We start from the raw sequence: 26,425 nt of genomic DNA on the forward strand, positions 1-26,425 counted from the left end.
GAATGAATGAATCATTAAATAATGACTTTTTAGATGCAGTAAATAGGGGCGATATATTATCGATCAGGGATCTTATATCTCGGGGAGCAAACATAGAAATAAAGGATGCCCAAGGTCAAACTCCTCTGCTTATACTCTCTAAAAAAGGTTATTTATCAGCTGTGCGAGTTTTAATAGAAGCTGGATGTGACCTAAAAGCCAAAGATCATAACAATCAAAATGCTTTGCATAAAGTAGTTTTAGAAGGAGGTTTTTTTCAGAAGGAAAGTATACTAAGCGAGCTGTTAGATACGAAACAAGTGGGATATGATTTAAAAGATGATCAAGGCAAAAGTCCATTGGAATATGCAAAAGAAAAATGTTCTAATTTGAAATATCCAAATGATACATTGGAGAAAATCCTTGATGTTAAATGCAAAGATCTTCTACAAGCAGAAGATTTTGATACCTTACTTTCAGATCAAGATCTGATTATCCATTTAATTAAAGCAGGATCTCCTAGCATCTCTGATTTAATAGATCGTGAGATCGAAATCAATATACACGCTACAGGCGTTTGTTATAAAAAACCTCCCTTATATTATGCATTCAGAAATGGTCATAAAGATTTATTTAAAAAATTAATTGACAAAGGTGCTGATATTGCCTGTTTAGAGTTAGCTGAAAATTTGCCAGTGAACTCTAATTATCCAGCATTAAGAGCAGATTGCGATATGCTAGATATTTTAACAAGACTAGGTTTTGATATTAACGCCCAAGATGAACAGGGTAAGAGTGCTTTACACTTAGCTCTAGAATATAGCCAAAAAGATACTGCTGAGGCTTTAATTAAGCTAGGGTGCGATGTTAATTTATCAGATAATAATGGTAGGTATCCATTGCATAAAGTTATGCATGCAGAATTAGAACCCGCAGATAAAATTCTGCTGATTGATTTACTTTTTGCGCATGATGCTAAGGTAAAGGTCACCGATAAACAAGGTAAAAACCCTTTACATAAAGCTATGGAGATATATTACATGTCACCAGAAGTAAAAGTTAATATCATAAATAGACTCTTAGCAAAAGGTATTGATATTAATGATAGAGATTGTTATGGTCAAACGGCTTTCAGAAAAGCACTAGATGTATATTTAAATGCAGAGGAGCGTTTTCGACATGACAAAGATATGGACGTTTTGGACAGGCTACTAGCAAATGGAGCAGATGTCAATATATCTGATAATAATGAAAATACCTTTGATACAATTATATTTGATGCCCCGCCTTATAGCAGATGGTCTCCAGACTTGCTTCAGCATATACTAAATAAAGCAGAAGTGAATAATCCTAACCATTTAGGGCAAAATCTCCTTCATATAGCAGCAAAGCATCGAAATGTGAACGTAGAAACTTTTGAAAATATTTTACAAAAATACCCTGACGCTTTCTCTTGCGCAGATAAAGAAGGGCGCCTCCCTTTACACCTAGCCGTTAAAACAGGAGGTCTTGAGAGATGCTCCGTGTTTTTAGAAAAATTTCCTGATTCAGTAAACATTTGTGATAACCAAGGGCGCATTCCTTTACATTACATACATTACGGAGTTAAAGATATGGTGAAGTTATTGATTAAATATGGAAGTAAGATTGATACCCCTGATAAATATGGAGAAACTCCTGCAGATAAAGCAGCAATAGGTTCTATGATCGATGGATTAGAAGAGTTATTAGATAAAGGCGCAACTTTTCAAATGAAAGAAGAATTTACGCATCGTCCACGAAATCTACTACACTGTGCCATCGGCTGTGGGGCGACTCTTACAGCTCTTTACCTAATAAAAAATGATTTTGATATTCTTCAAGAAAATAATAAAGGACTTAACTCTCTAAGTATGGCAATAGAGCATAACCAAACACCTATAGCACTGGCCTTAATCGACAAAGATGAAAGCTCATTACCTATTACGATGAACAAGGGAAAAGTTCCTTTAGATTATGCGATAGAAAAGAGGAATTTCAAAGTAATCTCCAAACTGTTAGATTTTGTTCCTATAGATTTTAAGCAGTTTGAGAATCTTATAACGATAATTAATAAAACTGATCAGATAGTATTTATGCGCATAATGGTTAAATTGCTTGATCCTAAAACTTGGGTAGTAGTAAAGGATCATAGAGTTTATCAAGAAGCTTTCAAAAAAGTATCTGAGCAAGTTGATCAGTTTAAAAAAGAAAAAAAGGAATATTCTAAACTAGAAGATTTACGTGATATCATTAAATCATTAAAAAACATTTTAAACGATCCAAACTATTTTGATTTTCTTGATACGAAAAAAGCATTGATGAAATCATGCGAAAATTTATTGTCTTACGTAGAGGATGAGTATTCAGCTTTATCTGAGGATCATTTTAAGTATCTATTATCAAAATCTGGTCTTGATAACTCTGATGCTAACGTAATAAAACATATTATTGGATATTTAAAATATGAAGGTCATAAGCTTCTTGAAGTTTCCAAATCTGGTATTGCTATAGAGGGTCTGACAGGGCAAACTCAGACTATTCAAGATTCAGACGATGCTCCTGAAGTACAACAAGCTGGGACATCTATTGACAATGAGAGTGAAGTTACAACCTAACAAATCAAAGTTGTCATCTAAATTTTTGTCTGCTAAAATTCTAAATTAAAACATGAAAATTAGCATAATTGGTACAGGTTACGTAGGTCTTGTTGCTGGAGCTGTATTTAGCAATAATGGACTTAATACTTGCTGCATTGACATAGATGCAGAAAAAATTAAACTTTTATCCACAGGCAAATCGCCTATCTATGAACCCCTTCTTGAAGAACAAATATCATCTGGTATTAGAAAGAATACCTTAACATTTTCTACTAAATACAATTCTATAGCTGATTCAGAGGCAATATTTTTGGCTGTCGGTACTCCTGATTTACCAAATGGAAGTGCCAACTTATCATATCTTTATGGCGCAATTGATCAAGTTTCTAAATTAATCAAAAAAGATGCCATTTTAGTCATTAAATCAACGGTACCTCCAAATACATGCAAAGATATAAAAAAATATTTGGAAAAATTAGCTCTTGCAAATGAAGTTGTTATGAATCCAGAATTTTTAAGACAAGGAAGTGCGGTAAACGACTTTTTAAATCCTGACAGGATCGTGATAGGTTGCAGTAGCCTTGACGCCAAAGACAAAATGTTGAAGGTATATGAAAATTGGAAAGATATACCAAAGGTCATAACTGATACTACTACTGCGGAGATGATTAAATATGCTGCAAACTCATTCTTAGCCACCAAGGTTGCCTTCATCAATGAAATGGCTGATTTATGCCACCATTTTGATGGAGATATTAATATGCTATCTTATGCTTTGGGTCTTGATAAAAGGATCGGGAAGGGGGCATTAAAAGCGGGACCTGGATACGGGGGATCATGCTTTCCTAAAGATGTAAGTGCTTTAATACATGTATCTAAAAACACTGGCAATCATATTCTTAAAGCCGTACACCAGGCAAATAGTCAGCGTCCAAGATTGATGGTAGAAAAGATAAAAAAAATAGTAGGCAATGTTAAAGGTAAGAAGATTGGGGTATTAGGCTTAAGCTTTAAAGCAAATACTGATGACATTAGATTTAGTCCCGCTATTAAAATTGTCAGTTTATTAAAAGATGCTATTATAACTGCCTTTGACCCAGCTGCGATGGATAATGCAAAAAGAGTTTTACCTGATATTCGTTACGCAACAACACTTTGCGAAGTAGCAGAAAGTGCCGATTGTCTATTAATTTTAACCGAATGGGAAGATTTTAAAGATATAGACTATAACTTGATTTTCTCTAAAATGGCAAAGCCTGTTATAATAGATTTAAGAAATCTTGTAGATAAACACAAGTTACGAAAAATAGGGTTTAGTTACTTTGCATTATAATTCTTGTAAGTTGAATCCTATTGTTATAAAATTATAAAATTTTTACATGTATAGTCACCTACATTTGCGAATTCTATCTTCTGTAGTTATATTTATTATCTTCACCTTTGTCACTGTACTTAGTAGAAAAGGATATGTTGTGTTAATTGGTCTTGTAGGACTATTTATGGGCATAGAGTGGAGGAGAATGACGTATAAAACCAGCTATGCCAAATATGGTTTGATTTTAATAATGCCCATATTATGTTTGCTTTATCTAAGGTTTTTCTATAATTATCATTTTGCTTTGCTGTATTTCTACGGTATCTGGGCTACCGACACATTTGCTATGTTAGGAGGAAAAACATTTGGGGGTCCCAAATTAGTACGTAAGATTAGCCCTCTGAAGACCTGGAGTGGTCTTTTATGTGGTTGTATAGCATCTGCTATGATCTGGGATATGGGTTATTACTTTTTTGAATTGAGAAGTTTATCTGTAAATCCTCTGTTTTATGGATTTATTAACGGTCTTGTAGCTCAGGCTAGCGATATTTTCATTTCTTACTTTAAGAGAAAAAGCGATATTAAGGATTCTGGAAACTTAATACCTGGACATGGAGGTTTTTTGGATAGGTTTGATAGTATAATTTTTTCTGCTCCGCTTTTACTTTGGATGCTAAAATAATGAAAGCTTTTATTACGGGTTGTACTAGTAAGTTAGGCGCGCATATAGTAGAAGCTTTTGAAGCTCGGGGTATTGAAGTTATAGGTCATTACAATAACAATAAGCCCAGTGTTCTCAAGGATGCATTTTGTGCAGATTTTACATCACAGCAATCGTTTGAAGAGCTATTACACAAAATAGAAAGATACTTACCCATAGATATTTTAATCAATAATGCCGCGATCTTTAAGGCAGATGCTATAGGTGACTTTTCTGATGAAAATTTTTTTGAGCATGTCAAAATCAACGCTTTAGCTCCAATCAAACTTACAAGATTTATTGCATCCAATCAAAAAGAAAATCTAAGGGTGGTCAACATCTTGGATGCAATGCTACTAAGAGGCACCACAGCTCATTTTACCTATTATCTGAGTAAAAAAACATTAGAAGCAGCTAGTATCTTGATAAAAAGATCTTTCAAAAATGTCAAAATTAAAAATTTGTATTTACCCAAAATGACAACTAAAATGAAGATAGATCGTTTAAACCAAATCTTATGTCATTTAGTGAAGTTATAGTAGCTTTTATTATTGGAGTTTTAGTCTTAAAACCAGAAGACTTAAAATCTTTGATTAGAAATTTTTATCAACTAAAAAGATATTTAACTGACTTAGGGAATCAAATTTTTATACCTCTACAAGAAGAGCTTGAGGATTTAGAAGAAAAAATGCTCGAAGACAGTGATGAAATCAACTTCTATTTAGAGAAAATTGCTAATTTAAACCAGAAATACGAAGGTGATTATTCATTAGAAAAAATAAAACAGCATTATTATGATATTTTAAAAAATTCTCTTAAATCTTAGGCTTCTTTAAAGCAATTATAAAGCTTTAATATTCCCTGTACATTTATCTTTAGTAGGAGTTCTTGTCTGCTTTGCTAATAATCGCTAGAACGTTTTAATTATTTTAGTATTTCTGGATATTTGCTATAGAATGCAAATATTTATTTCAAAAAACTATTATATAAGCTATGCTTTAATTAAGGATCATTAATGAATTAGTTAAGATTTATATTTTTAACCAATTAATAAGATAAGTTCTATGAAAACAAATAATCTAGCTTTTCTAGCCAAACTACTTTATGTCTTATATAACAGCCTTATGCAAAACTTCCTGGGTCAACAAATCACTAACTCTAAGATTATGTTTGCAGATGCAAAAGCAATAGATCTTAAGCTAAATGATACGAACTCAGTAGAAAAAACTGATCCTTATGAGGATGGATTTTGGGATGCATACTATACTGCTTGGCTCAAGCATTGCCCTAAGGAAAATGGAATTATGAGTCTTCAATGTAAAGCAGATGAAGAAGATATGAAAAGTATGTCGGGGATTTATAAATATAAGGAAACTAGTTCTGTTCAATATGATTTAGGATATAGTGATGGATATGAAGAAGCATGGATGAATCATTGTTTTGGTAGACTCAATAGAATCAATTTCAAAGCTTGCGAAGAAGATACAATTTACTACTTAAAACAGTATATAGAGTCAAGTAAAGAAGGGATTAATACTGCAGGAGTAAAGGCAGCTTATGGTTTAACTATGCTACATATTGCTAGTAAGTTTGGTAGATGTGAATTAATAGATTCCCTTGTAGAAAATGGAGCTGACCTTTACGTAAAAAATAAAGACAGCCAAACGCCTTTGCAATTTGGAATACAAAATCGCCAAACAGAATCAATTAAATGCTTGTTACAATATTATAACAATCCTTTTAATTCAAAATCTTCTGTGAAAAATATAAAAATTAAGGATGTGGAGATAAAAAGCATGGATAAAACAATACCTGTAGCATTTGTTCTGTCTGATGATGGTAATGTAAAAATTATTAGTTCTGAATCTTTAGATTTGGGGAGTTTTAGTGAACTTTTAGAATGGGCAAAAGATAACCATGTGGATTTTGACAATAGTAATTTTGAGTTAAACTCCGAAGGTTACGTTGAAGATAGTGGAATTTACTATAGCAGTATTTTATCTGGTCATGATTTACAAGAAGAGTTGTAAAGAAAGTTAAATTAAGCAATTTATCTATTAACCCAGAATAAAAATTAGCAACTAAATTATTTGATTACTATTTCAATCTGATACAGAATTAAAAGTGAGGTTTATTATTCAAAAATTTATGTATATTATATAATATGATATACAACAATGTATAATATTAATATCTTTGTGTTTTAAATGGCTTTAGTCTGCAAACTGAATCTTTATAACTTTTGGCTTTTTATACCTTACTTATTGGCTAGGTATAAAGTTTTTGTTCGCGAAGATGGCAGACTCTTGTTTACAGAATTTGATCTACAAGACTTCACAAGCTCTCATTATGTACTTTTGCACCAGGGTCATGTTATAGGTACTGCTAGGGTGATATATCAAGCAAACGTAGCTCAGATAGGTAGGATAGCTGTAATAAAAAAATATAGAAACCAAGGATACGGTAAATTGTTAATGCGTCAGCTAATCAGCATGATACAAGAAACACATAAAACTCAAACCGTTAGCTTGTTGGCTCTTGAACCAAATTTAGTAAGTTTTTACATGAAATTAGGTTTTAAAGAAGACGGTATTGTTTATCTGGAACAATTGCCGTTCATTAAAATGTCCAAACTCCTTCATAATTAATAAACAAAATATGATCTCAAACATAGATATAGCGATTTTTATAGGTTTTCTCGTAGTTACCATAATATTTGGATTATCATCAAGTTATGGAATTACGAATATTAAAGAATATGCCATAGGGGATAAAAAGTTCTCAACAGCAGCTATTGCCGCTACTCTTGTGGCCACCTGGGCTAGTGGACAAGCTTTTTTTGCTATACTTTCCGAAAGTTATAAGGATGGTTTATATAAAATCTGGACAGAATTAGGGTACGCTGTCAGTTTACTTCTTACAGGATTAGTTTTTGCCCCTCGTATGGGAGAGTTTATGAACAACTTATCCATAGCAGAAGCTATGGGAGATATATATGGCAAGAGAGTTAGGATAATTACAGCAATAGCAGGATTTATCGCATCTGCCGGCATGATAGCTATGCAGCTTAAGGTTTCTGGTAGTTTACTCAGATACTGCTTTAATTGGCCAGAAATGTATGGCATTTTAATTTCAGGTATAATTATTACCATTTATTCAAGTCTCGGAGGAATCAAATCTGTAACTTTCACTGACGTAATTCAGTTTGCAACTTTCACTATTATGATTCCAACTTTGACTTTTTTTATATTATCTACGATAGAAGATCCAGATGTATTCTTAAAAACAGTCACTACTCACGAATTATTTGACTATAAACAGGTATTTGATTTTACACGATCTAGATCCCTTTATTTTCTTTTCTTCTTTCTATTTTTAGCAATACCAGGATTTGGACCAGCTACTTTTCAGAGAATTAGCATGGCAAAAAATATTAACCAAGTACAAAAATCTTTTTGTATAGCTGCAGTGACATGTTATTTAATTGGTTTAATAATATGCTTCCTCGGGGTACTAATTTTTTCTACCAATTCCAATTTAACTTACGACGAAATTATTCATCACACTTTATTTAAGTATTCCTACCCTGGACTAATAGGTTGTATATTAGCCGGTATTACTGCAATGGTTATGTCTACCGCTGATTCATATGTCAATTCTAGTTCAGTATTATTTGTGCATGACTTTTGTAAGCCGATAGGAATAAGAATTACAAATGAATTATTCGTTACTCGCATTGCTTCATTTTTCTTAGGAATGATTTCAATATTCATAGCATTAGTAATATATGATAGTTTAAGAGGACTAGTACTTTTTGCCAATATGTTTTATATGCCAATAGTAACGGTACCATTTATCTTAGCTGTGTTTGGCTTTCGTAGCACAAGTAAGTCTGTGCTTATTGGTATGGCCGCAGGAGCTATTACGGTAATAATTTGGGAAAAATTTTTAAATTTAAAACATATTCCAGGCTTAGTACCAGGTATGGGAGCAAATCTTATCTTCCTGTTTGCTAGCCATTATATCTTAAGGCAAAAAGGTGGTTGGATTGGCATCAAAGATCCAGCGCCCCTAATTGCTATAAAACGCGAGAGGAGTATGAAGTTTAAACAATTTATTGAATCAATTAAAAACTTCAACTTTTCAAAATTTATAGCAAAGAATAGTCCCAATGATGAATTAATGTACATTTATACAGGGCTATTCTGCTTCTTATCTTTGTATTCCAATATGTCAACCATACCTAAAACTACACGGCTATTATTCCCAGAATTATTTCAGTTTATTACTCCTTCAGTATTGTTTTCGGCAACTGCATTGCTCAGTTATCCACTTTGGCTTGAATCTTGGAAAAAGAAAGAAATAGTAGCTCATTTAATATGGAATGCTGTGGCCTTATATGGATTAATTTTTATAGGCGTTTTATTCCCGATCATTAGTAATTTTGCGACATTTCAAGTAATGATGCTAATAATTAACCTAATAATGATAGGAATATTGGTCAGATGGCAATGGGCTCTTGTGATGTTTTTCTCTGGAACAATCGTGGCTATTACTTTTGTCAATAATTACTTACCAGGAGCGTTAAATTTAGGGATTATGTCTCTTAAATTGAAACTTATGTATACTTTATTGGTTATAGGTAGCTTGCTTATGGTATTCATCAGACCGAAACAAGAACGTCAATCATTGATCGAAGAGAAAGTACTACACCTTAGCTCTAGACTGCTAGCCCAAGAAAAAGAGGTCTTAAATGCCTTGTCCTTAAAATCTGAATTTATCCGTAATATGCAGCATGAGTATCATACCCCCATGACCGGTATTATGGCTATGTCACAGATGCTTCATGATTCTTTTGATAATCTAAGTGATAAGGATAAGAAAGAAGCTGCAGAGGTTATTTATAAAAGCTTCGTACGTTTAGAGAGTTTTGATTCTAACCTTGCAAGTTTGGCAAAATTAACTAATGCAAATTTTGAACTAAAAACTGAAAATGTAGAATTTTCTCATCTTTTACAGGACAGAGTTAAAATTTGTCGTAAACTTTATGAAGAATCGGAATCACAACGAGAATTTATTCTTAATTTACCATCTGAAGAAGTAATAATTCAAGGTGATAAATATTATTTACAACAAATGCTAGATAACCTTATCATTAATGCAATTACTTACTGTGAACATGGTTTAATTGAAATCACATTAGAAAAGCTAGGTCCTAGGTTTTTACGTTTTTATGTCAGAGATAGTGGTATAGGTATACCCCCATCTGAGTTATTGGAAGTATTTGGAGAGTTTATGGTTAGCTCTAAAACCAGAACTCCATCAGGCGGAAGGGGCATGGGACTTGCTTTATGTAAAAAAGTTGTCGCAGCTCACCAGGGAAGTATTTTAGCTGAGAGTGACGGAGAAAGCTGGACGTTATTTACTGTTACTTTGCCGTTGAGATAAAAGTTACTTAATTTTACATTTTCGTCACTATGAAGATAAAATATGGTCTAGAGGGACTGTAGTTGCTCGATAACATACTCAATATATTATGTTATTTAGTCTTCTGGGTGTCTTATTTGCAAAAAGCCTAAAGCCAGTTTGTTAACAGTGTTGTCACTAAGGCTCTGTTAAGAAGGTGGTTGATAATCTTTCATAGAAGCTAAATCTATAAAAGAAAGGAAAGAATTATCAAGTTTCTCGAAGCGTGTGGCAATAGGCCCCTTACACCAAAAACATTCTTTCTCACTACATTTGTGAGCATGTTTCTGCCTTACTGGAGTAAAATTCAAAGCTTGATTAGTGCTTATCTAATACAAAAATTAGGCAATTCGAACAAATTGGTTATATGCTTTCTGACCATCTTTCTTGATATATCAATATCCACAAAATCAGGAATGTTAAAATCTTGAATACACTATGATACAATTTCCTTATATCTTTACAAATATATATGATGATACGCGTAGTTCTAATATTGCTTTTGTTTTTTGAGAGTAATGCTTTGGCAGTAAATAAGGCACAGTTGATAGCAGATATTCAATACTTGCTTTCAGCTGAGACTACGATTGATTATGAGGATCCAAAGCTAAAAAAAATCCTGAGTAAATATAATTATAGGCTGTTTAGGACTTATAAAGCTTTTATTGAATTTGATAAGAGCAACAAGACTAAGGCTGATCTTTTAAAAGCAAAAAAAGCTTTGGGAATATTATCGTATCGTCCTAAAAATAGTTACTGGCAAACTAGTATAAACGAAACAAATATAGTTTTGAGATTTTTTGACTTACTTTCAAGTTTTTATATAGCAAATGATATGCTAAGCGTACTTCCTGAAGAAAAGAAGGGATGGGATGAGAATTATCAATATAAGTACTTTAAAATACCCTTGTGGCTTGCTCTCAAATACCCAGATAATTTACGAATTGCTAATGGCCCTGGTAAATTGATTGTTAATGCTAAAAAATCAGTAAGACATATAGAAGAGTTTAATGAATTTTTCTCTATGGTTGGGGATGTGCATTGTGGATTTTGGACCAACGAGTTTGGTGAACAACGTTTTGATTCCTATCAAATGACTAAACATTTTATTGATATTATAAGCTTTAATCCTGGTATATATTTTAAATATAAATCATCAGAAGATCCTTGTCTCAATCAATCAATTGAGGAGAGATTTTCAGTTTTTGTAAAATGGGCTCATAAAAATGAAAAAAATGTGATCATGTATAATAAAATTCTACTTTACTTTGATAAAGCTTCTGATGCTATTGCAGATTATTATAAAAATAATTATAACTTGGGACAATATGCGCCCCAAGCAAGAGATATCCTTTCTCACTACGTTTGCGATAAAGTCCATTATTTAAAAGATATTGAAGATTGATACCATTATTTTATACAAAAATTAGGTAATTCGAATAAATTGGTTATATGCTTTCTGATCATCTTTTTTGATGTATCAATATCCACAAAATCAGGAATGTTAAAATCTTGAATGCAGCGGCAATTGTAATCATCTCCTGGATGTCCTATATCAGGTGGATTATCTATATCAAATATTTTGCCATCATGAAATTGATGTTTAAGTCTTACTTTATCATCATGCTGACACCGCCAAATGTAATATTTATCATTTGGTTTGCAAATTGTATTTGGTAAGCCTCGAGGAACAACTGTTTTGCTAACTTCTGCTTTCATTGATGTACCTTGGGGAATCGGATCATCATTTGGTTTAGAACGCATAGGACATTGATCTGAATCAAGTGCGTTAGCTTCTCTATTCCTCCTATTCTGAATACCTGGGTTTTTGGTTTTATTTGATTTATATTTTACTTCTTTATAAGCCTCTTTTAAATATTTAGGATCATTAGTATCAACGTACTTTTTCATATTTTTTGAGAAATTAGTATCTTCGCTACGGCCAGATTTTGGGTTATAACGCCTCACCAAAGATGGGTTATTAAAGTAAAGTGACTCTGTGGTCATTTTTTCATTTGGCTTGAAACGGTCCCAATATTTTCCAAAAAATTTTTGTAATTCGCCTCTGCGTTTGATAATTTGATAATCAAGTAGTTGTTTTGCTTGTTCATTCGTTATTTCTTTTCCATTAAGGACTTTCTCAAATGATACTTTATCTCCAAAAACTTTTTTCCATTCTTGCTCTGCCCCAGGAGCATCCATATTAAACCCAAAACCTATGGTTTTATTAGGTGGTGTTGCTGTATCATCATAGACTTCAAGTTTTATTATAGGTTTTTTCGGAAATCCTTTTTCATCGGGTTCCCAATTGACTTCATTAAACATTATGAAGGTTTTTACGTGCTGATTATAAACTTCTTCATGCTCTGGAATGTCTAAGTCTAAATTATGCACTCTATCACGAGCGTCTTCTACCCACTTCTCCTTCCACAGATCCATTGGTCCTTTTCCTTTATGAACAAGCATATCTGCCTCTTCCATTGAAAGATTTATATAAAACATATGCTACCAATAAAGTTTAATTAACTTTTAGGATTATAAACTTTATTTCTCGTGCGCTAAGAGGAGGAAAAATATTACTTTTATATTTTATCATGGTACAATGTCTTTATATCTTTAAAAATGCATATGATTATACGTTTAGCTGTTATGGCGTTTTTGTTTTTTAGTAGTAGTGCTTTTGGCTCGTATAAGTCGCAACTGATAGCAGATGTGCAGTATCTGCTTTCAGGTGAGCCTACAATTGATTATGACGATCCTAAGCTAAAGAAGATACTGAATAGGTATAATTACAGATTGTTTAGGACCTATAAAGCTTTTATTGAATTTGATAAAAGCAAAAAGACCAAGGCTGACCTATTAAAGGCAAAGGCAGCATTGAGGATTTTATCAAAAGATCCTAAATGGCGTTGGAACCAATTCTGGAAAAACAATGAGCTAGATGAAGAAAACATAATATATAGATTTTTTGATTTATTATCAAGTATTGGTATGGCAGATGATATGCTGGGCGTACTTCCAGAAGAGAAAATAATTTGGGATGTCCATCACCCATATAAAGATGAGAATTATCAATATAAGTATTTTAAAATACCTCTATGGCTAGTTCTCAAATACCCAGATAATTTACGAATTAATAATGGACCTGGTAAATTGATTGTCAATGCTAAAAAATCCGTAAGACATCTTGATGAATTTAACAAGTTTTTTTCTTTAATTGGGAAAGTACATTGCGGCGTTTCTTCCCCTCAGCTTGGCCCACTAACTTTCGATTCATATATAATGACTAAAGAATTTATTGACGTTATAAGCTTTAATCCTGATATATATATTAAAATGGATTTATTTGATGGCCCTTGTGCAAATCAGTCTATCCAGGAGAGATTTTCAGTTTTTGCAAAATGGGCTCATAGAAATGAAAAAAATGTGATCATGTATAATAAAATTTTACTTTCTTTCGATAAAGCTTCTAACGCCATCGAAGATTACTATAAAAATAATTATAACTTGGGACAATATGCGCCCCAAGTAAGAGATATCCTTTCTCACTACGTTTGTGATAAAGTCCACTATTTAAAAGATATTGAAGATTGATACCCTTATTTTATACAAAAATTAGGTAATTCAAATAAGTTGGTTATATGCTTTCTGATCATTTTTTTGATATATCAATATCCACGAAATCAGGAATTAAGAAAAAAGGTTTGAAAATTACTTAAATTTTTACTCCAGGCATAGTTGATCGCTTTAAGATGTTGGATCTTATTTTGCTAACTTAATTAAAAGTTTAATTGGATATGTCAATATCATAACCGTAAACAACCCTCCAAACCATAGCGTAATAAACCACATCCATTGTCTTGTTTTTAATGAACAAGACAAAAAGAACTTTTTAATATGTGCGATCATGAGAAGCTTTACCTTTAAATACATAATAACAGTAGCCTATATACACTAGAACTAAAGGCAATGTTATAGCTACTCCAACTAGTACTAGCGATAAACCTGGTTTAGATGCTGCAGCATCCCAAATTGTGTAATGAAAAGGAACAATCCAAGGAAATATACTTAAGATTAAACTTATATATCCGCATGCAAAAATGCCTAAAGATATGAAAAAAGGACGACATTCTCGTTTTGCATCATGCAAATCAAACCATAATTTTATAAAAAGGTTAGAAAGCGTAAAAGGTATGAACAGTAGTATAAAAACATTTGAATGATCAAACCAAAATCTATCTATAAAATCATTAAGTAGGGGAAAACATATAGCTACAAGAGCCATAAAAATAGCAACAAAACCTAATACATAAGATCCAACGCTGCGAGCCCAGTCTTGGGTTATATCTGTTGTTTTCATAACTAGCCAAGTGGCTCCAAGCAGTGCGTATCCGAATACAACCCCCATTCCAGCAAGCATCGAAAATCCAGTAGCCCAGTCAAGTGCTCCTCCAGCAAAGCTTCTGCCCGTAACCTTGATGCCTTGTACAAAAGATCCCAAAACTATTCCTTGACAGAATGCAGCTCCAAGAGATCCAAAATGAAAAACATAATCCCAAAATCTACGATAGCTTAGGTCGGATTTGAATCTAAATTCGAAAGCGACTCCTCTCATAATAAGGCCCAATAACATCATGATAATAGGCATATAAAATGCGGGTAATAAGATAGAATAGGCAAGAGGAAATGCTACAAATAAACCACCACCTCCTAGTACTAGCCAAGTTTCGTTACTATCCCAAAATGGCGCAATAGAATTCATCATGCGGTCACGACACTTTTCAGTAGGGGCAAAAGGAAACAATATTCCTACTCCTAGATCAAAACCATCTAAAATCACGTAAAGTAAAATCGCGGTTGCAATTAATAAGCCCCAAACTACAGGTAAATCAACAAAATTAGATAAATCAAACATATATCATTCTTACTTTTGAGAAATTGCTTCGACAACTGATGCCTCCATACTATGATCTAAGTACTGATCTTTTTCTTCTGCAACAACCATGCCCTTCCTAATTAACTTAAATATGTAGTGAATTCCTGCACCAAAAACAAAAGTGTACATTATAACAAATGCAGCTAATGACCATGCAACCTGTGGACCTAATATCGCCGGCGAAACAGCTTCGGCTGTTCTTACGACGCCATATGCACTCCAAGGTTGCCTTCCAACTTCAGTTACAAACCAACCAGCAAGTAATGCAATAAATCCTGAAGGGCTCATTGCTATCCAAGCTTTATGTAACCAGGAAGATTCGAATAACTTGCCTCTAAAATAATAAATTGTACTAATAATTCCTATTAATATCATTAATACGCCTAGCCCTACCATTACTCTAAAAGAAAAGAATACAACTGCAACCGGTGGGTTGTGATCCGGGAAGTCGTTTAAACCTTTTAGCTCAGCATTTGGATCGTCTTTTAAAATATAGCTTGCACCACCGGGAATACCAATTTCAAAATAATTCTTGCGTTCTTTTTGATCAGGCCAAGCAAAAAGCAACATTGGTGCTCCTTTAGTTGTTTCCCAAATACCTTCTATTGCTGCGATTTTTGCTGGCTGGTGTTCTAATGTATTACCCCCATGCCAGTCACCAATGGCAGATTGCAATGGTCCAACAAGCGTTGCCATAATTGTTGCCATACCTAACATAATACGCGCATGAGGCAAATATTTTTTCTTAAGCAAATAAAAAGCACCCACTCCGCCCACAACGAAAGAAGTTGTAAGATACGCTGCCGCAATCATATGCAAGTAACGAGGCGGAAAGGATGGATTAAATATAATTTCCAGCCAGTCTGTAGGCATTAGACGTCCATCTTCACCTACAGTAAAACCTTGTGGGGTTTGCATCCAGCTGTTAGCGGATAGAATCCAAAATGCTGAAACCAAAGTTCCGATTGCAACAATCCAAGTAGATACAAGATGCATTGTTTGACTTACTCTTCCCCAACCAAATAACATTATGCCAAGGAAAGATGCTTCTAAAAAGAATGCCGTCATTACTTCAAAGCCAAGCAAAGGTCCTAGAACGTTAGCTACACGGTCAGAAAATACTGACCAATTAGTTCCAAACTGATACGACATAACAACTCCAGATACAACGCCCATTCCAAAGGCTACGGCAAAAATCTTGATCCAAAATTTATACAGATCACGATAATGAACATTTTTGGTTATGACCCATAAAGTCTCTAGCACAGCCAAGAAACTTCCAAGTCCTATAGTGAAAGCAGGAAATATGATATGAAAGCTAATAGTAAACGCAAACTGCACTCTAGCTAAAAAAATAGGATCAAACATTATTTTTTATCTTGATTAATATCTTAACTATTTTGTAAATAATAAAGCATGAATAAAACAGTTGTCAATATTTTGAAATAGTTTAGAGTAAAAAGTTAGAAAATTTGTATTTTATTTCTTATAATTGGGAGAAACTAGCAAAAGATAGATACAATATGCAAACAATTATAGCAACTGAGCTTAAAAATTTATTAGAAAAGGGAGAAGCTTTACTGATTGACGTACGAAAAGCTGAGGAGTATGAAGCTGAGCATATAGCAGGATCAACTCTGATACCTTTGGGCGAAATATCCGTAGATAAATTATCAAATAAATCTAAGGCGATAGTGTTATACTGTAGATCGGGCAAACGTAGTATGGCTGCAGGAGAAAAATTGTTAGCACAAGATCCAAACTTAGAAGTTTTTTCTTTAATGGGAGGTATTATTGGCTGGAGAACTGAAGAGTTACCTACGGTCACTTTAGATAAACCATCCACAGAATCTCAAAGCTACTTATTGATAAGCACCTTATTGTTGGTAGTAGGTGTTAGTCTCGTATCTTACTTGTTATATAGTATATTTAAAGGTTAGTAATAGGACTTGTAGATAATATATTAATTTGACATTACGACTGATGGTACCGGTAGTCATATATTAACCATACCTATGCTTACTCAATTTTTTCAAATTTCTATAAATAAACTTTAAAAGCCTAAATTATATATCGTCAAAAATTTTTGAATCACTAGATGCCTCTCCTAATTCTTTAGTTGATGTAATTGGATACATATACGTATTGGAGTTAATCTCAATAAAATCATCTGAGTTAACTTGCTTAGTATCCAGCTCAACGCATCCCTTCTTGATCAAAAATTCTAATATCTCCTTATCTTGAAGTTCAGATCTAGAAATTGATGATTTAACCATATCATTATGCTTTTTCACAATGAATTTTATGAGATTCTTATACTTTTTGCCTTCCGTGTGTATGCTATGTTCTACATATTGTTTTAAATCAGTTTCTGAAAAATTGAGGCGAATTTTTTTCAAATCTTCACATTTCGGATTACATGCATCATGCAAATTAGAATTATATATTATCTTAATAACACCATTTTTGATCCAAGATTCTAGCATATTTATGTCATCAGGAATCATTGATGATTTTGGATTTAGTTTACCTGAAACTATAAGATTATGCTTTATCATGAAAAATTTGATACTATCTAAGTATCGTTTATACATTACTTCAACTTCGGCTTTAGATCTTTCTTGTAAGTGTTTATCAAGAACTTCTTCGTTGAGGATTAGAGAAAAATCCTTTAAATCTGCATATTTCATAAAATGTCTTTTATTAAATTATTTAAGATGCAAACATTATACAAAATTTTATTATTATAGGCACTACTTTAGCTCCTTAAATTTAAGTTATGAAATAAAAGATCAACTCATGAATAATTTGATAAAGTAGTATCAAAATTTTGCAAAAAATAATATAATATTAGGGACAAATAATTCTTATGATATGACTAAATTTATTTTTTTTACAGGTGGAGTAGTTTCTTCATTAGGTAAAGGCATAGCAGCCTCATCCTTAGCTGCATGCTTGCAAGCAAGAGGCTTCAAAGTGAAACTAAAAAAAATTGATCCTTACTTAAATATCAATCCTGGTTCTATGAGTCCTTATGAGCATGGAGAGGTGTTTGTAACTCATGATGGCACTGAGGCTGATTTGGACCTTGGACATTATGAGCGTTTTACTGGCATCCAAACAGATAAATCAGATAGTATCTCAGCGGGGCAGATTTATTCTTCTGTTCTGAAAAATGAGCGTGAAGGGGCCTATTTAGGTGAAACTGTACAGGTTATACCTCATATTACTGATGAGATTAAAAACTTTATTACCAAGGATAGCGGAAGCGTAGATTTTGTGATTTGTGAAATTGGTGGTACCGTTGGAGATATAGAAGGTTTGCCCTTTTTAGAGGCGATAAGGCAGATAAGCACTAAGGTAGAAAAAAGGAACGTACTATATGTACATGTTACTCTCTTACCTTTTATAGCTGCTGCTAAAGAGCTTAAAACAAAGCCTACTCAGCACTCTGTTAAAGAATTACTGAGAATAGGTATACAGCCTGATATCATCTTGTGCCGCTCTAGCATGCCAGTAAGTAAAGAAATACGTAATAAAATCTCGATGTTTTGTAATGTGATGCCAGATAGAGTCATAGAAGCGCCTGATCTTGCATCTATATATCAAGCTCCTTTAGTTTATCATAACAATGGTCTTGATGAGGAAGTGTGCAAATATTTTGGCCTTAATGCTCCTGAACCTGAATTAGATCCATGGAAGAAAATTAACGAGAGTATGCAAAATCTCGACAAATCCTTAACAATCGGTATTGTGGGTAAATATGTGAATTTGAGCGATGCATATAAATCATTGATAGAAGCTTTGGTACACGCTGGTCTTGAAAATAAAACGCACATAAATATAAAATGGATCGATTCTGAAGCAAAGGATATAAATAATCAGTTAGAAGAGGTTCAAGGTATAATAGTTCCGGGAGGTTTTGGTGTACGAGGGGTAGATGGTAAGTTAAAAGCTATTAAATATGCCCGTGAAAATTTAGTGCCTTTCTTAGGTATATGTTTCGGTATGCAACTTGCTGTAGTAGAAGCTTTCAAAAATGTTTTAGGCCTTAAGTCAGCAAATTCAGCAGAGATCGATCCGCAAACTTCTGATCCAGTGATTTGTGTGATTGATGAATTACAAAATCCAAAACATAATGTATCGCAAATAGGCACTGCAGGAGTGATGCGTTCAGGAGAGTACGATTGCATTTTGGAAGAAAATTCAAAATTATCAAAGGTATACAATTCGATTATGATTTCTGAAAGGTATCGTTATAGATATACAATAAATAAGGCGTACCTTAATAAAAAATCAGGATTAAGATTTATAGGTAGTGCTAATAATGAGGGTTTTGTTGATGCAATTGAGCATGAAAGTCACCCTTGGTTTATAGGTGTGCAGTTTCATCCAGAATTTAAATCTAGCCCTTTTAAAGCTCACCCACTGTTTATAGATTTTGTAAGAAATGCTTTGAGTATTAACTAATCGAAATGAGTCTGGTATTTTTATCTTTGTAACTAACTGTTACTCGAGTGACGTTGCAGGTTTGAAAGTATATTTCAAGTAATCCTGGCCATTCTATTAAACAAAGCTGATTGCGATTAAGAGCATCTAATAGACCTATTTCATAGAATTCAATTGGGCTTTTTGCTCGATATAAATCATAATGATGTATATGACCAAAAGGAGTCGGATAACTGTTGACAAAACTAAATGTAGGACTTGCGACTATCATCTCAGGATCGTTGCAAGCAGCTTGGATTATGTAGCGACAAAGTGTTGTTTTACCGCTACCTAAATCTCCATAAAAAGCTACTCTCCTTTTTATCAACAACTCTTCAAATATATGTTTGGCAATCTTTTTTGTTTCTTGTAGAGATGTCGATAAATATTCCATGATACTTAAGATAATTTATTACACGATGTAACGATTCGATTACAACCTTCGCGTAACTCTTCCATAGAGGTTGCAAATGATAATCTAAAAAATCCTTCATATCCGAAAGCAGAGCCTGGAACTACTGCGACATTAGCCTCCTCAATAAGAAATAAGCTAAAATCATCAGAATTCTTAATTTCTTTTCCTGATGGAGTTTTTTTACCAATAGCTTTTTGCATATCTACGAATAAATAAAAGCTGCCTTGAGCTTTTGTAACTTCTAATAAGGGTGATGCGTTCAGTAACCTCATTGCCTCATCTCTTCTTGCTTGAAAAACTGCGGCATTCTTCTTTAATACATCTTGAGGTCCTTCCAGGGCTTCAATAGATGCTGCTTGAGATATAGAGCAGGGACTGGAAGTGCTTTGAGATTGAATCATTACCATCGCTTTTATTATCTTTTCGTCTCCTGCGCCGTATCCTATACGCCATCCAGTCATAGCATAGCTTTTAGATACACCATTTACAATGAAAATCCTTTGTTTTAATTCGGGAGCAACTTGAGCTATAGATTTAACTTTTAAACCATCAAAGACTATATGTTCATAGATCTCATCAGACATGACATGTATGTGAGGATATTTAGCTACAACATCCGCTAAAGCTCGCAGTTCTTGGTCACTGTAGCACACACCAGAAGGATTGCCTGGTGAATTAAGAATTACCCACTTTGTTTTTGAGGTGATTTTGTCCTCTAAAAGCTGTGGTGTAAGTTTTAGATTTTTATCGCAATTTACAAATACAGGCTCTCCTCCACCTAGAAGTACCATATCAGGATAAGATACCCAGTAAGGTGCCGGTACAATTACTTCATCTCCTGCATCTAAAGTGGCAACAAAAAGATTATAAATGACTTGCTTTGCACCTGTAGAAACAATAATTTCATTTAAATTATAATCCAAATTATTTTCTCTCTTAAATTTTAGCTGTATGGCTTTTTTCATCTCGATTGAGCCATCAGCATTTGTATATTTGGTTTGTCCATCAACAATAGCTCCAATGCCAGCGATTTTCACATTATCTGGTGTGTCAAAGTCTGGCTCACCTACACCAAAGGGTATGATATCTATACCTTCTTTAATTAAGGATTTGGCTTTTTGGTTGAGTAAAAGAGTAACTGATGGTTTCAATCGTGATAATTTTGTTGACAATATTGACATGTAATAAAATAAAATTCTGTAAATAATACAAATACTTTGGCTACTGCAAATTTTTTTATGCAAACTAAAGATCAAACTTATATATTTTTTTATTATGCTTGATTTATTAGTTAATATCAAAAATTTTGTTTTAAGTATTTTTCAAGGGATTAATAAGGGACTTAATCGCTTAGTAGACTTAGTTCCTGAAACGTTCACAGAATTTAAAAACCTTAAAACCAGATTCTTAAACCTTGAAAGCACTAATTTCGAAAATGCAGAAGAGCACTTACGCAAAGGTAATATCAATGATGCTATATTAAGGTTAAACATTATTAAAAAGTTGATTGCGCCCCAAAAAAGCATGCAAGCAAATTATTACCTTGCCTGGTGCTATTTCTTAAAGGGTAACATCGAAAAAAGCCTATCATATTTGCGTATTTCTAGCGATCTTGATGAATATGACCTAGCATCTTACCTTTTAGAGCCTAATCCTCAAAGTATACCAGAGGATATCATAGGTCATTATAAGCATTTAAGTCCGGCTATTTATCAAGATAAATTCGAAAACTCGCAAACAAGCTTGCATATAATTGCAGCAGAAATGCTCTTATCCAGCCTAAGAGAATTGCCTGCTAATGCTGAGCTTCTGGATCTAGGAGCCGGAGTTGGGATGAACGGAGAGGCGTTAAGACTTGTTTTGCCGCATAAAGATTACGATTTAACCGCCGTAGAGAATGCAACCAATATGTGCTATGCGATAAACCATACAAGGTGTTACAATAGCATAGTGCATAAATCAATAGAGAATTTTTTATGCAGTAATAAATCTAAATATCATGGAATAATAGCTCTAGGTTCTTTATCTTTTACACAAGATCTGTATTGGTATCTAAAGAAAATACATAATGCGTTAGAGAATAGAGGTGCTTGTATCCTAGTTTTTAAGATAGGCGATGAAACAAAACTAGATGTAAGTAGAATAAACTTTGTATACTTACAAAAAGATCTTGAAGAAGTTATGCTTAAGGCTAAGTTAAAAATAAAAGAAACTAAATTGAAAAGTTTGAAAGCTGATGAAACTTATTTCCTTATTTCGTGCACTGCTGGTTAGTTTAGTGCTTATAAGCGCCAATTGTTACGCTGATGACTATTATAATAGAGATTGCGATGATCTATATGATCCATTTGAAAAAGTTAACCGCAAAGTTTTTCGTTTTAATTATGGGTTAGATAAAAAAATATTGAAGCCTGTAGCTAAGGGTTATGATAAGGCTGTTCCTAAGGGAGCTAAAAAGAGGATTCGCAATTTTTTTGCCAATCTTTATTCCCCAGTAACCTTTATTAATTATTTATTACAGCTTAAGGTAGTTGAAGCTACGAAAACTTTTTGGAGATTTGCCTTAAACTCTACTATTGGATTAGGAGGATTGCATGATGTGGCAACTAATTTGGATATTACTACCCAAAAACAAACCTTTGGTAATACGTTAGCCTATTATGGAGTTCGTCCTGGCGCATATGTCATGCTTCCCTTGCTCGGACCTACAAATATGCGCGATATGTTTGATGTTATAATTTTAGATAGGTTTTTAAACCCTATTACTTACAATATGAAAGATAAGGTTTACTATCCTATGTATGCCTTTTCATTTATTCCAATCAGAGCAAGCTTACTTTCTACCTCAAATTACGTGGAAATGACTTCTTCTGATTTGTATGTATCAGTAAGAAGTATGTATCATCAAAAACGTGAAAATCAATTAGACTATCCATTGAGAAGAAAATGCGTTAGAATCGATGAGTAATTTTTAGGTAAATTTTATGAAGAAAATATTTTGCTTTTTTTTAAGTCTTATTTTTAGTAGCGCTTATTGTGATGACTCAAAAGTCAGATCTTATGTACAAGAATTGCTAGATCGTGCGTTTACTATTTTAAAAGGTAGTGAAGCGCATGATACAAAAAAAGCACAAATTCAAGAGATATTAAGAGCCAATATGAATCTGGATATCATGGCAGCAAATGTTCTAAGTAGAAGCGGGGTTGATGATGCATCTAAAAAAAGGTTTGCGCCTGTTTATAGTCAATATGTACTTACTACTTATGGTAATGCTTTAGCTGGATATAACGGTCAAACCGTAAAAATTAAGGCTATACAAAACCTTGATCCAAAAACTTATTTAGTGCGGACTCAAGTTATTACTCAAGGCGAAGGTGATCCTTTTAATGTCGATTGCTTAGTTAAAGATGAGAGTGGCAATTATAAGGTTATAGACATAATCACGGAAGGTGTTAGCTTAGTCAGTACACATAAGAGTGAGTTTAAATCAATCCTTGCAAATAAGGGTTTTGATGGTTTATTAAAAGAGCTTGGAGCAAGAATTGATTAAGGTGTCAAATCCCTTTGATAAACCTTTTCCAATCTTTGATCTAGAAAATGGCTACATTTTAAGCTACATTGATCCAGTTCATGATGCAAAAGACTACTTTACATACATGAGTCATCCAGATGTTAGCGTATTTATTCCCCTCAATAACTTGCCGCTTTCTCCACAACAAGCAGAAACAGAGCTTAAGTATTGGCGCAACTTGTTTTTACAACGCAAGAGCTTTTATTGGGCTATACGCTATTGCCAAACGGGCCAAATATCTGGTACAATAGGTTTTAATAACATATCTTTTATGCACCTAAAGGCAGAGATAAGTTATGATTTAAGTTATTTCCACCAAAACAAAGGCATAATGACCAAAGCTCTTAGTAAAGTAGTTACTTTTGGTTTTGATGAGTTACGTTTAGTGCGTATTCAAGCATCCGCTGCTAAAGATAACCGAAAATCTCAAAAATTGCTTATTAAAACTGGCTTCAAAGAGGAAGGAATTATGAGTAAATTTGAACTGCTTAATGGAGTGCATACGGATTTTGTTTTATATGCATTAATTAAATAATTATTATGACTACTTATTCGCCTACTTCATCATTAGTTATTGGTTTGAAAGGTAAAGAATTAACCGGTGAAGAAAAAAAATTTATCAGTGAAAAAAAACCAAAAGGATTTATATTTTTTGGCAGAAATATTGAATCAAAAGATCAAATTAGATCTCTTACAGATGAAATAAAAAATTTATACAAAGATGATGCAACCGACCCAGATCCGGATATCATTATTTGCATAGATGAAGAGGGGTCTAATGGTTCAGGTAAAGGCGTATCGCGTTTAATTAGAGCCGGTTTGGTTGAACCAAATTTCTTTCCCGATGCAAGTTCTTATGATGAAATATATCAAACACAAGGATTAGAAGCTGCGTTAAATCTGGTAAGAGAGAACTATAAAAACATGGGCGCTTTACTAAAAAGTCTAGGTTTTACTCATACTCTTGCTCCTGTAGCAGATTTAAGCCATCCTGACACTCACCCATTTCTCAAAAGCAGATGTTTTGGATCTGAAGTAGATACTGTAGTAAAGTTTTGTATTGCTGCTTTTGAAGGATTAAATGAAAGTGGAATGCTTGGTTGCTTAAAACATATGCCTGGTCATGGACCTGCTACAGCTGATAGTCATAAAGATTTGCCAAAAGTGGATATAGATCTTAATACTCTTGAAGCAAATGATTTTAAGATTTTTAAAGAGGTTATCAAATACTTAAAAGAACAAAATATACCAGCTCTTGCTATGACCGCACATGTTGTATACACAGCACTTGACCCGGGAAATCCCGTTACAACATCTGCCAAAGCTTTGAAATACATCAAGGATAATATTATCCAAGATGGACTAATACAAATCATTTCCGACTGCTTGCACATGGGGGCAATAGCTGATACTGCCGCAGGAGCTATAAAAGCTTTTGAGTCTGGATGCAATTTACTATTGTGTAGTCATGCTGAATCAGAACTTTTATATGCAATCAATGCAAGCTGTGAAGAAATAAAGCTTGCTGCAGAATCACCAAATGAAGGAGATGATATAGTAGCTTAAAAATATGAAACTTCTAGAAAACCTAGACCTTACAGTTCCAGGAGGCAAAAGCAAGGTTCTGCTGCATTCATGTTGCGCACCTTGTTCAGGTCCTCTAATGGAAAAAATGAAAGCTTCTGGCATCCAGTTAATGATTTTTTTCTATAATCCTAATATTCATCCTAAACAAGAGTATGAGATAAGAAAAAATGAAAATAAAAGGTATGCAGACAAGCTCCAAATTCCTTTTGTAGACAGTGATTATGATGTTCAAAACTGGTTTGCACAAGCTAAAGGTATGGAATATGAGCCAGAGAGGGGTATAAGGTGCACTATGTGTTTTGACATGCGGTTTGTGAAAACTGCTTTTTGGGGAGCTGAAAATGGGTTTGAAGTATTTACAAGCTCTTTAGGAATCTCTCGATGGAAAAATATGGATCAGATTAATTCAAGTGGCGTTAAGGCAGCAAGCCTTGTTCCAGGAATAACTTATTGGACATATAACTGGCGCAAAAATAATGGTGCACAAAGAATGTATGAAATAGCTAAGGAAGAAAATTTCTATAAACAAAGATATTGTGGATGTATATATTCTCTACGTGATACAAATAATTGGCATAAAGCTAACAACAGGCCTACTATAGAAATAGGACAAGATTTTTATTCATACGATGCTGAAGATTGAACACTTAAATAAAAATCACAACGGCAAACAAGTCTTACAAGATGTATCTCTTGAAGTAGGTGAAGGGGAAATAGTAGGGCTACTAGGACCTAATGGCTCAGGCAAGACGACATGTTTTAATATTATCGTTGGCATAATTTCTGACTATGAAGGCAAGATTTCATTTGATGCTCAAGATATCTCAAACCTTCCACTATATAAAAGAGCAAAGCTAGGTATTACCTATCTGCCTCAAGACCCTGCTGTATTTCAAGGATTATCAGTCCAAGATAATATTTTAGGTGCTTTGGAGCTACAAAATATTTCACGCTCTGAAATGTATGAAAAAATGGAGAGTATCTTGAAGGATTTTAGACTTGATAATATGAAAGGCACAAAGGCATCAAGACTTTCGGGGGGGCAGCGTAGAAGATTAGAAATAGCTCGTACTCTAATTACAAATCCAAAATTAATTATCCTAGATGAGCCATTTGTTGGAATTGACCCAATTTCTGTTAATGAGATTAAGGAGCTATTAATAAAACTTAAAAATCAAGGAATCAGTATCTTAATTACCGATCACAGCGTTTATACTGCTCTACAAATTATTGATAAGTGTTACATAATCTATGAAGGAAGTATATTAATTGGCGATACTAAGGAAAATGTTCTTGCAAATCCTAAAGTTAAAGCATTATATTTTGGTGAGAATTTTGTTTGGTAAATT

The 26,425-nt window shown here is 33.5% G+C and carries 25 protein-coding genes; 19 read left to right on the forward strand and 6 right to left on the reverse strand.

Going from position 1 to position 26,425, the window contains the following annotated elements:
- Positions 1-2 precede the first annotated feature (2 nt).
- The 9 genes from phytr_RS05935 (at position 3) to phytr_RS05975 (ending at position 11,483) form a co-directional block, all read left to right on the forward strand.
- A complete protein-coding gene (locus tag phytr_RS05935; RefSeq protein ID WP_106874945.1) occupies positions 3-2,615 on the forward strand; it encodes an ankyrin repeat domain-containing protein in 2,613 nt (870 codons plus the stop codon).
- Between the two features lie 52 nt (positions 2,616-2,667).
- Positions 2,668-3,930, forward strand: coding sequence for a UDP-glucose dehydrogenase family protein (locus tag phytr_RS05940; RefSeq protein WP_106874946.1), 1,263 nt, complete (start codon positions 2,668-2,670; stop codon positions 3,928-3,930).
- Between the two features lie 46 nt (positions 3,931-3,976).
- Entirely contained in the window at positions 3,977-4,594 is a 618-nt protein-coding gene (locus tag phytr_RS05945; RefSeq protein WP_106874947.1) for a phosphatidate cytidylyltransferase, read from the forward strand.
- Positions 4,594-5,151: an SDR family NAD(P)-dependent oxidoreductase gene (locus phytr_RS05950; RefSeq protein ID WP_158706899.1), complete on the forward strand. Its 558-nt coding sequence runs from the start codon at positions 4,594-4,596 to the stop codon at positions 5,149-5,151. The genes phytr_RS05945 and phytr_RS05950 overlap by 1 nt, the downstream gene beginning before the upstream one ends.
- A complete protein-coding gene (locus phytr_RS05955; RefSeq protein ID WP_106874949.1) occupies positions 5,130-5,438 on the forward strand; it encodes a DUF2672 domain-containing protein in 309 nt (102 codons plus the stop codon). The genes phytr_RS05950 and phytr_RS05955 overlap by 22 nt, the downstream gene beginning before the upstream one ends.
- A gap of 238 nt (positions 5,439-5,676) precedes the next feature.
- Complete coding sequence (locus phytr_RS05960) at positions 5,677-6,642, forward strand: ankyrin repeat domain-containing protein (protein WP_106874950.1); 966 nt, start codon at positions 5,677-5,679, stop codon at positions 6,640-6,642.
- A gap of 177 nt (positions 6,643-6,819) precedes the next feature.
- Entirely contained in the window at positions 6,820-7,260 is a 441-nt protein-coding gene (locus tag phytr_RS05965) for a GNAT family N-acetyltransferase (RefSeq protein WP_106874951.1), read from the forward strand.
- Between the two features lie 10 nt (positions 7,261-7,270).
- Positions 7,271-10,060: a sodium:solute symporter family transporter gene (locus tag phytr_RS05970; protein WP_106874952.1), complete on the forward strand. Its 2,790-nt coding sequence runs from the start codon at positions 7,271-7,273 to the stop codon at positions 10,058-10,060.
- A gap of 490 nt (positions 10,061-10,550) precedes the next feature.
- Positions 10,551-11,483 (forward strand): hypothetical protein, encoded by a 933-nt coding sequence (locus tag phytr_RS05975; RefSeq protein WP_106874953.1) that lies wholly within the window; start codon positions 10,551-10,553, stop codon positions 11,481-11,483.
- A gap of 5 nt (positions 11,484-11,488) precedes the next feature.
- Here phytr_RS05975 and phytr_RS05980 read toward each other — a convergent pair whose 3' ends face one another.
- The gene (locus phytr_RS05980) at positions 11,489-12,580 is read right to left on the reverse strand and encodes a phage minor head protein (protein ID WP_106874954.1); all 1,092 of its coding nucleotides are present in this window, start codon (positions 12,578-12,580) and stop codon (positions 11,489-11,491) included.
- Between the two features lie 126 nt (positions 12,581-12,706).
- Between phytr_RS05980 and phytr_RS05985 the strand changes: the two genes are divergently transcribed.
- On the forward strand, positions 12,707-13,672 hold the full coding sequence (locus phytr_RS05985; protein ID WP_158706900.1) for a hypothetical protein: 966 nt from the start codon (positions 12,707-12,709) through the stop codon (positions 13,670-13,672).
- A gap of 298 nt (positions 13,673-13,970) precedes the next feature.
- Here phytr_RS05985 and cydB read toward each other — a convergent pair whose 3' ends face one another.
- On the reverse strand, positions 13,971-14,993 hold the full coding sequence (gene cydB, locus phytr_RS05990; protein ID WP_106874956.1) for a cytochrome d ubiquinol oxidase subunit II: 1,023 nt from the start codon (positions 14,991-14,993) through the stop codon (positions 13,971-13,973).
- A 9-nt stretch (positions 14,994-15,002) separates the two neighbouring features.
- Positions 15,003-16,385 carry a cytochrome ubiquinol oxidase subunit I gene (locus tag phytr_RS05995; RefSeq protein WP_199843764.1) on the reverse strand — a complete coding sequence of 461 codons (1,383 nt, stop codon included), beginning with the start codon at positions 16,383-16,385 and terminating at the stop codon, positions 15,003-15,005.
- Between the two features lie 152 nt (positions 16,386-16,537).
- Between phytr_RS05995 and phytr_RS06000 the strand changes: the two genes are divergently transcribed.
- Complete coding sequence (locus tag phytr_RS06000; protein ID WP_158706901.1) at positions 16,538-16,954, forward strand: rhodanese-like domain-containing protein; 417 nt, start codon at positions 16,538-16,540, stop codon at positions 16,952-16,954.
- Between the two features lie 126 nt (positions 16,955-17,080).
- Here the strand turns inward: phytr_RS06000 and phytr_RS06005 are convergent, their stop codons facing one another.
- Positions 17,081-17,704, reverse strand: a complete 624-nt coding sequence (locus phytr_RS06005) for a hypothetical protein (protein WP_106874959.1) — start codon at positions 17,702-17,704, stop codon at positions 17,081-17,083.
- A 184-nt stretch (positions 17,705-17,888) separates the two neighbouring features.
- Here phytr_RS06005 and phytr_RS06010 point away from each other — a divergent pair, with 184 nt between their 5' ends.
- Positions 17,889-19,484, forward strand: coding sequence for a CTP synthase (locus tag phytr_RS06010; RefSeq protein WP_106874960.1), 1,596 nt, complete (start codon positions 17,889-17,891; stop codon positions 19,482-19,484).
- Here phytr_RS06010 and tsaE read toward each other — a convergent pair.
- Together tsaE and phytr_RS06020 are read right to left on the reverse strand one after the other, a co-directional pair.
- Positions 19,477-19,896: a tRNA (adenosine(37)-N6)-threonylcarbamoyltransferase complex ATPase subunit type 1 TsaE gene (gene tsaE / locus phytr_RS06015; RefSeq protein ID WP_106874961.1), complete on the reverse strand. Its 420-nt coding sequence runs from the start codon at positions 19,894-19,896 to the stop codon at positions 19,477-19,479. The genes phytr_RS06010 and tsaE overlap by 8 nt on opposite strands.
- Positions 19,897-19,901: 5 nt before the next feature.
- The gene (locus tag phytr_RS06020; protein ID WP_106874962.1) at positions 19,902-21,098 is read right to left on the reverse strand and encodes a pyridoxal phosphate-dependent aminotransferase; all 1,197 of its coding nucleotides are present in this window, start codon (positions 21,096-21,098) and stop codon (positions 19,902-19,904) included.
- 94 nt (positions 21,099-21,192) lie between these two features.
- On the opposite strand from phytr_RS06020, the gene phytr_RS06025 reads away from it, so the two are divergent.
- Genes phytr_RS06025 through lptB form a run of 7 tightly spaced genes read left to right on the forward strand, consistent with a single transcriptional unit; the run spans position 21,193 to position 26,422 of the window.
- Positions 21,193-22,191 (forward strand): class I SAM-dependent methyltransferase, encoded by a 999-nt coding sequence (locus tag phytr_RS06025; protein ID WP_106874963.1) that lies wholly within the window; start codon positions 21,193-21,195, stop codon positions 22,189-22,191.
- Positions 22,154-22,885 (forward strand): MlaA family lipoprotein, encoded by a 732-nt coding sequence (locus phytr_RS06030; protein ID WP_106874964.1) that lies wholly within the window; start codon positions 22,154-22,156, stop codon positions 22,883-22,885. The genes phytr_RS06025 and phytr_RS06030 overlap by 38 nt, the downstream gene beginning before the upstream one ends.
- 16 nt (positions 22,886-22,901) lie before the next feature.
- Positions 22,902-23,468 (forward strand): MlaC/ttg2D family ABC transporter substrate-binding protein, encoded by a 567-nt coding sequence (locus tag phytr_RS06035; RefSeq protein ID WP_106874965.1) that lies wholly within the window; start codon positions 22,902-22,904, stop codon positions 23,466-23,468.
- 1 nt (position 23,469) lies between these two features.
- Positions 23,470-24,024 carry a GNAT family N-acetyltransferase gene (locus phytr_RS06040; protein ID WP_158706902.1) on the forward strand — a complete coding sequence of 185 codons (555 nt, stop codon included), beginning with the start codon at positions 23,470-23,472 and terminating at the stop codon, positions 24,022-24,024.
- 5 nt (positions 24,025-24,029) lie between these two features.
- Positions 24,030-25,055 carry a glycoside hydrolase family 3 N-terminal domain-containing protein gene (locus tag phytr_RS06045; protein ID WP_106874967.1) on the forward strand — a complete coding sequence of 342 codons (1,026 nt, stop codon included), beginning with the start codon at positions 24,030-24,032 and terminating at the stop codon, positions 25,053-25,055.
- Between the two features lie 4 nt (positions 25,056-25,059).
- Positions 25,060-25,719 (forward strand): epoxyqueuosine reductase QueH, encoded by a 660-nt coding sequence (locus tag phytr_RS06050; RefSeq protein WP_106874968.1) that lies wholly within the window; start codon positions 25,060-25,062, stop codon positions 25,717-25,719.
- Positions 25,706-26,422, forward strand: coding sequence for an LPS export ABC transporter ATP-binding protein (lptB, locus tag phytr_RS06055; RefSeq protein WP_106874969.1), 717 nt, complete (start codon positions 25,706-25,708; stop codon positions 26,420-26,422). The genes phytr_RS06050 and lptB overlap by 14 nt, the downstream gene beginning before the upstream one ends.
- Positions 26,423-26,425 lie beyond the last annotated feature (3 nt).

Source organism: Candidatus Phycorickettsia trachydisci (assembly GCF_003015145.1).
Classification (GTDB): domain Bacteria; phylum Pseudomonadota; class Alphaproteobacteria; order Rickettsiales; family Rickettsiaceae; genus Phycorickettsia; species Phycorickettsia trachydisci.

Coding starts and splice junctions, on each gene's coding strand:
- phytr_RS05935 (WP_106874945.1), top strand. CDS start 3: ATGAATGAATCATTAAATAATGACTTTTTAGATGCAGTAAATAGGGGC.
- phytr_RS05940 (WP_106874946.1), top strand. CDS start 2,668: ATGAAAATTAGCATAATTGGTACAGGTTACGTAGGTCTTGTTGCTGGA.
- phytr_RS05945 (WP_106874947.1), top strand. CDS start 3,977: ATGTATAGTCACCTACATTTGCGAATTCTATCTTCTGTAGTTATATTT.
- phytr_RS05950 (WP_158706899.1), top strand. CDS start 4,594: ATGAAAGCTTTTATTACGGGTTGTACTAGTAAGTTAGGCGCGCATATA.
- phytr_RS05955 (WP_106874949.1), top strand. CDS start 5,130: ATGTCATTTAGTGAAGTTATAGTAGCTTTTATTATTGGAGTTTTAGTC.
- phytr_RS05960 (WP_106874950.1), top strand. CDS start 5,677: ATGAAAACAAATAATCTAGCTTTTCTAGCCAAACTACTTTATGTCTTA.
- phytr_RS05965 (WP_106874951.1), top strand. CDS start 6,820: ATGGCTTTAGTCTGCAAACTGAATCTTTATAACTTTTGGCTTTTTATA.
- phytr_RS05970 (WP_106874952.1), top strand. CDS start 7,271: ATGATCTCAAACATAGATATAGCGATTTTTATAGGTTTTCTCGTAGTT.
- phytr_RS05975 (WP_106874953.1), top strand. CDS start 10,551: ATGATGATACGCGTAGTTCTAATATTGCTTTTGTTTTTTGAGAGTAAT.
- phytr_RS05980 (WP_106874954.1), bottom strand. CDS start 12,580: ATGTTTTATATAAATCTTTCAATGGAAGAGGCAGATATGCTTGTTCAT.
- phytr_RS05985 (WP_158706900.1), top strand. CDS start 12,707: ATGATTATACGTTTAGCTGTTATGGCGTTTTTGTTTTTTAGTAGTAGT.
- cydB (WP_106874956.1), bottom strand. CDS start 14,993: ATGTTTGATTTATCTAATTTTGTTGATTTACCTGTAGTTTGGGGCTTA.
- phytr_RS06000 (WP_158706901.1), top strand. CDS start 16,538: ATGCAAACAATTATAGCAACTGAGCTTAAAAATTTATTAGAAAAGGGA.
- phytr_RS06005 (WP_106874959.1), bottom strand. CDS start 17,704: ATGAAATATGCAGATTTAAAGGATTTTTCTCTAATCCTCAACGAAGAA.
- phytr_RS06010 (WP_106874960.1), top strand. CDS start 17,889: ATGACTAAATTTATTTTTTTTACAGGTGGAGTAGTTTCTTCATTAGGT.
- tsaE (WP_106874961.1), bottom strand. CDS start 19,896: ATGGAATATTTATCGACATCTCTACAAGAAACAAAAAAGATTGCCAAA.
- phytr_RS06020 (WP_106874962.1), bottom strand. CDS start 21,098: ATGTCAATATTGTCAACAAAATTATCACGATTGAAACCATCAGTTACT.
- phytr_RS06025 (WP_106874963.1), top strand. CDS start 21,193: ATGCTTGATTTATTAGTTAATATCAAAAATTTTGTTTTAAGTATTTTT.
- phytr_RS06030 (WP_106874964.1), top strand. CDS start 22,154: ATGAAACTTATTTCCTTATTTCGTGCACTGCTGGTTAGTTTAGTGCTT.
- phytr_RS06035 (WP_106874965.1), top strand. CDS start 22,902: ATGAAGAAAATATTTTGCTTTTTTTTAAGTCTTATTTTTAGTAGCGCT.
- phytr_RS06045 (WP_106874967.1), top strand. CDS start 24,030: ATGACTACTTATTCGCCTACTTCATCATTAGTTATTGGTTTGAAAGGT.
- phytr_RS06050 (WP_106874968.1), top strand. CDS start 25,060: ATGAAACTTCTAGAAAACCTAGACCTTACAGTTCCAGGAGGCAAAAGC.
- lptB (WP_106874969.1), top strand. CDS start 25,706: ATGCTGAAGATTGAACACTTAAATAAAAATCACAACGGCAAACAAGTC.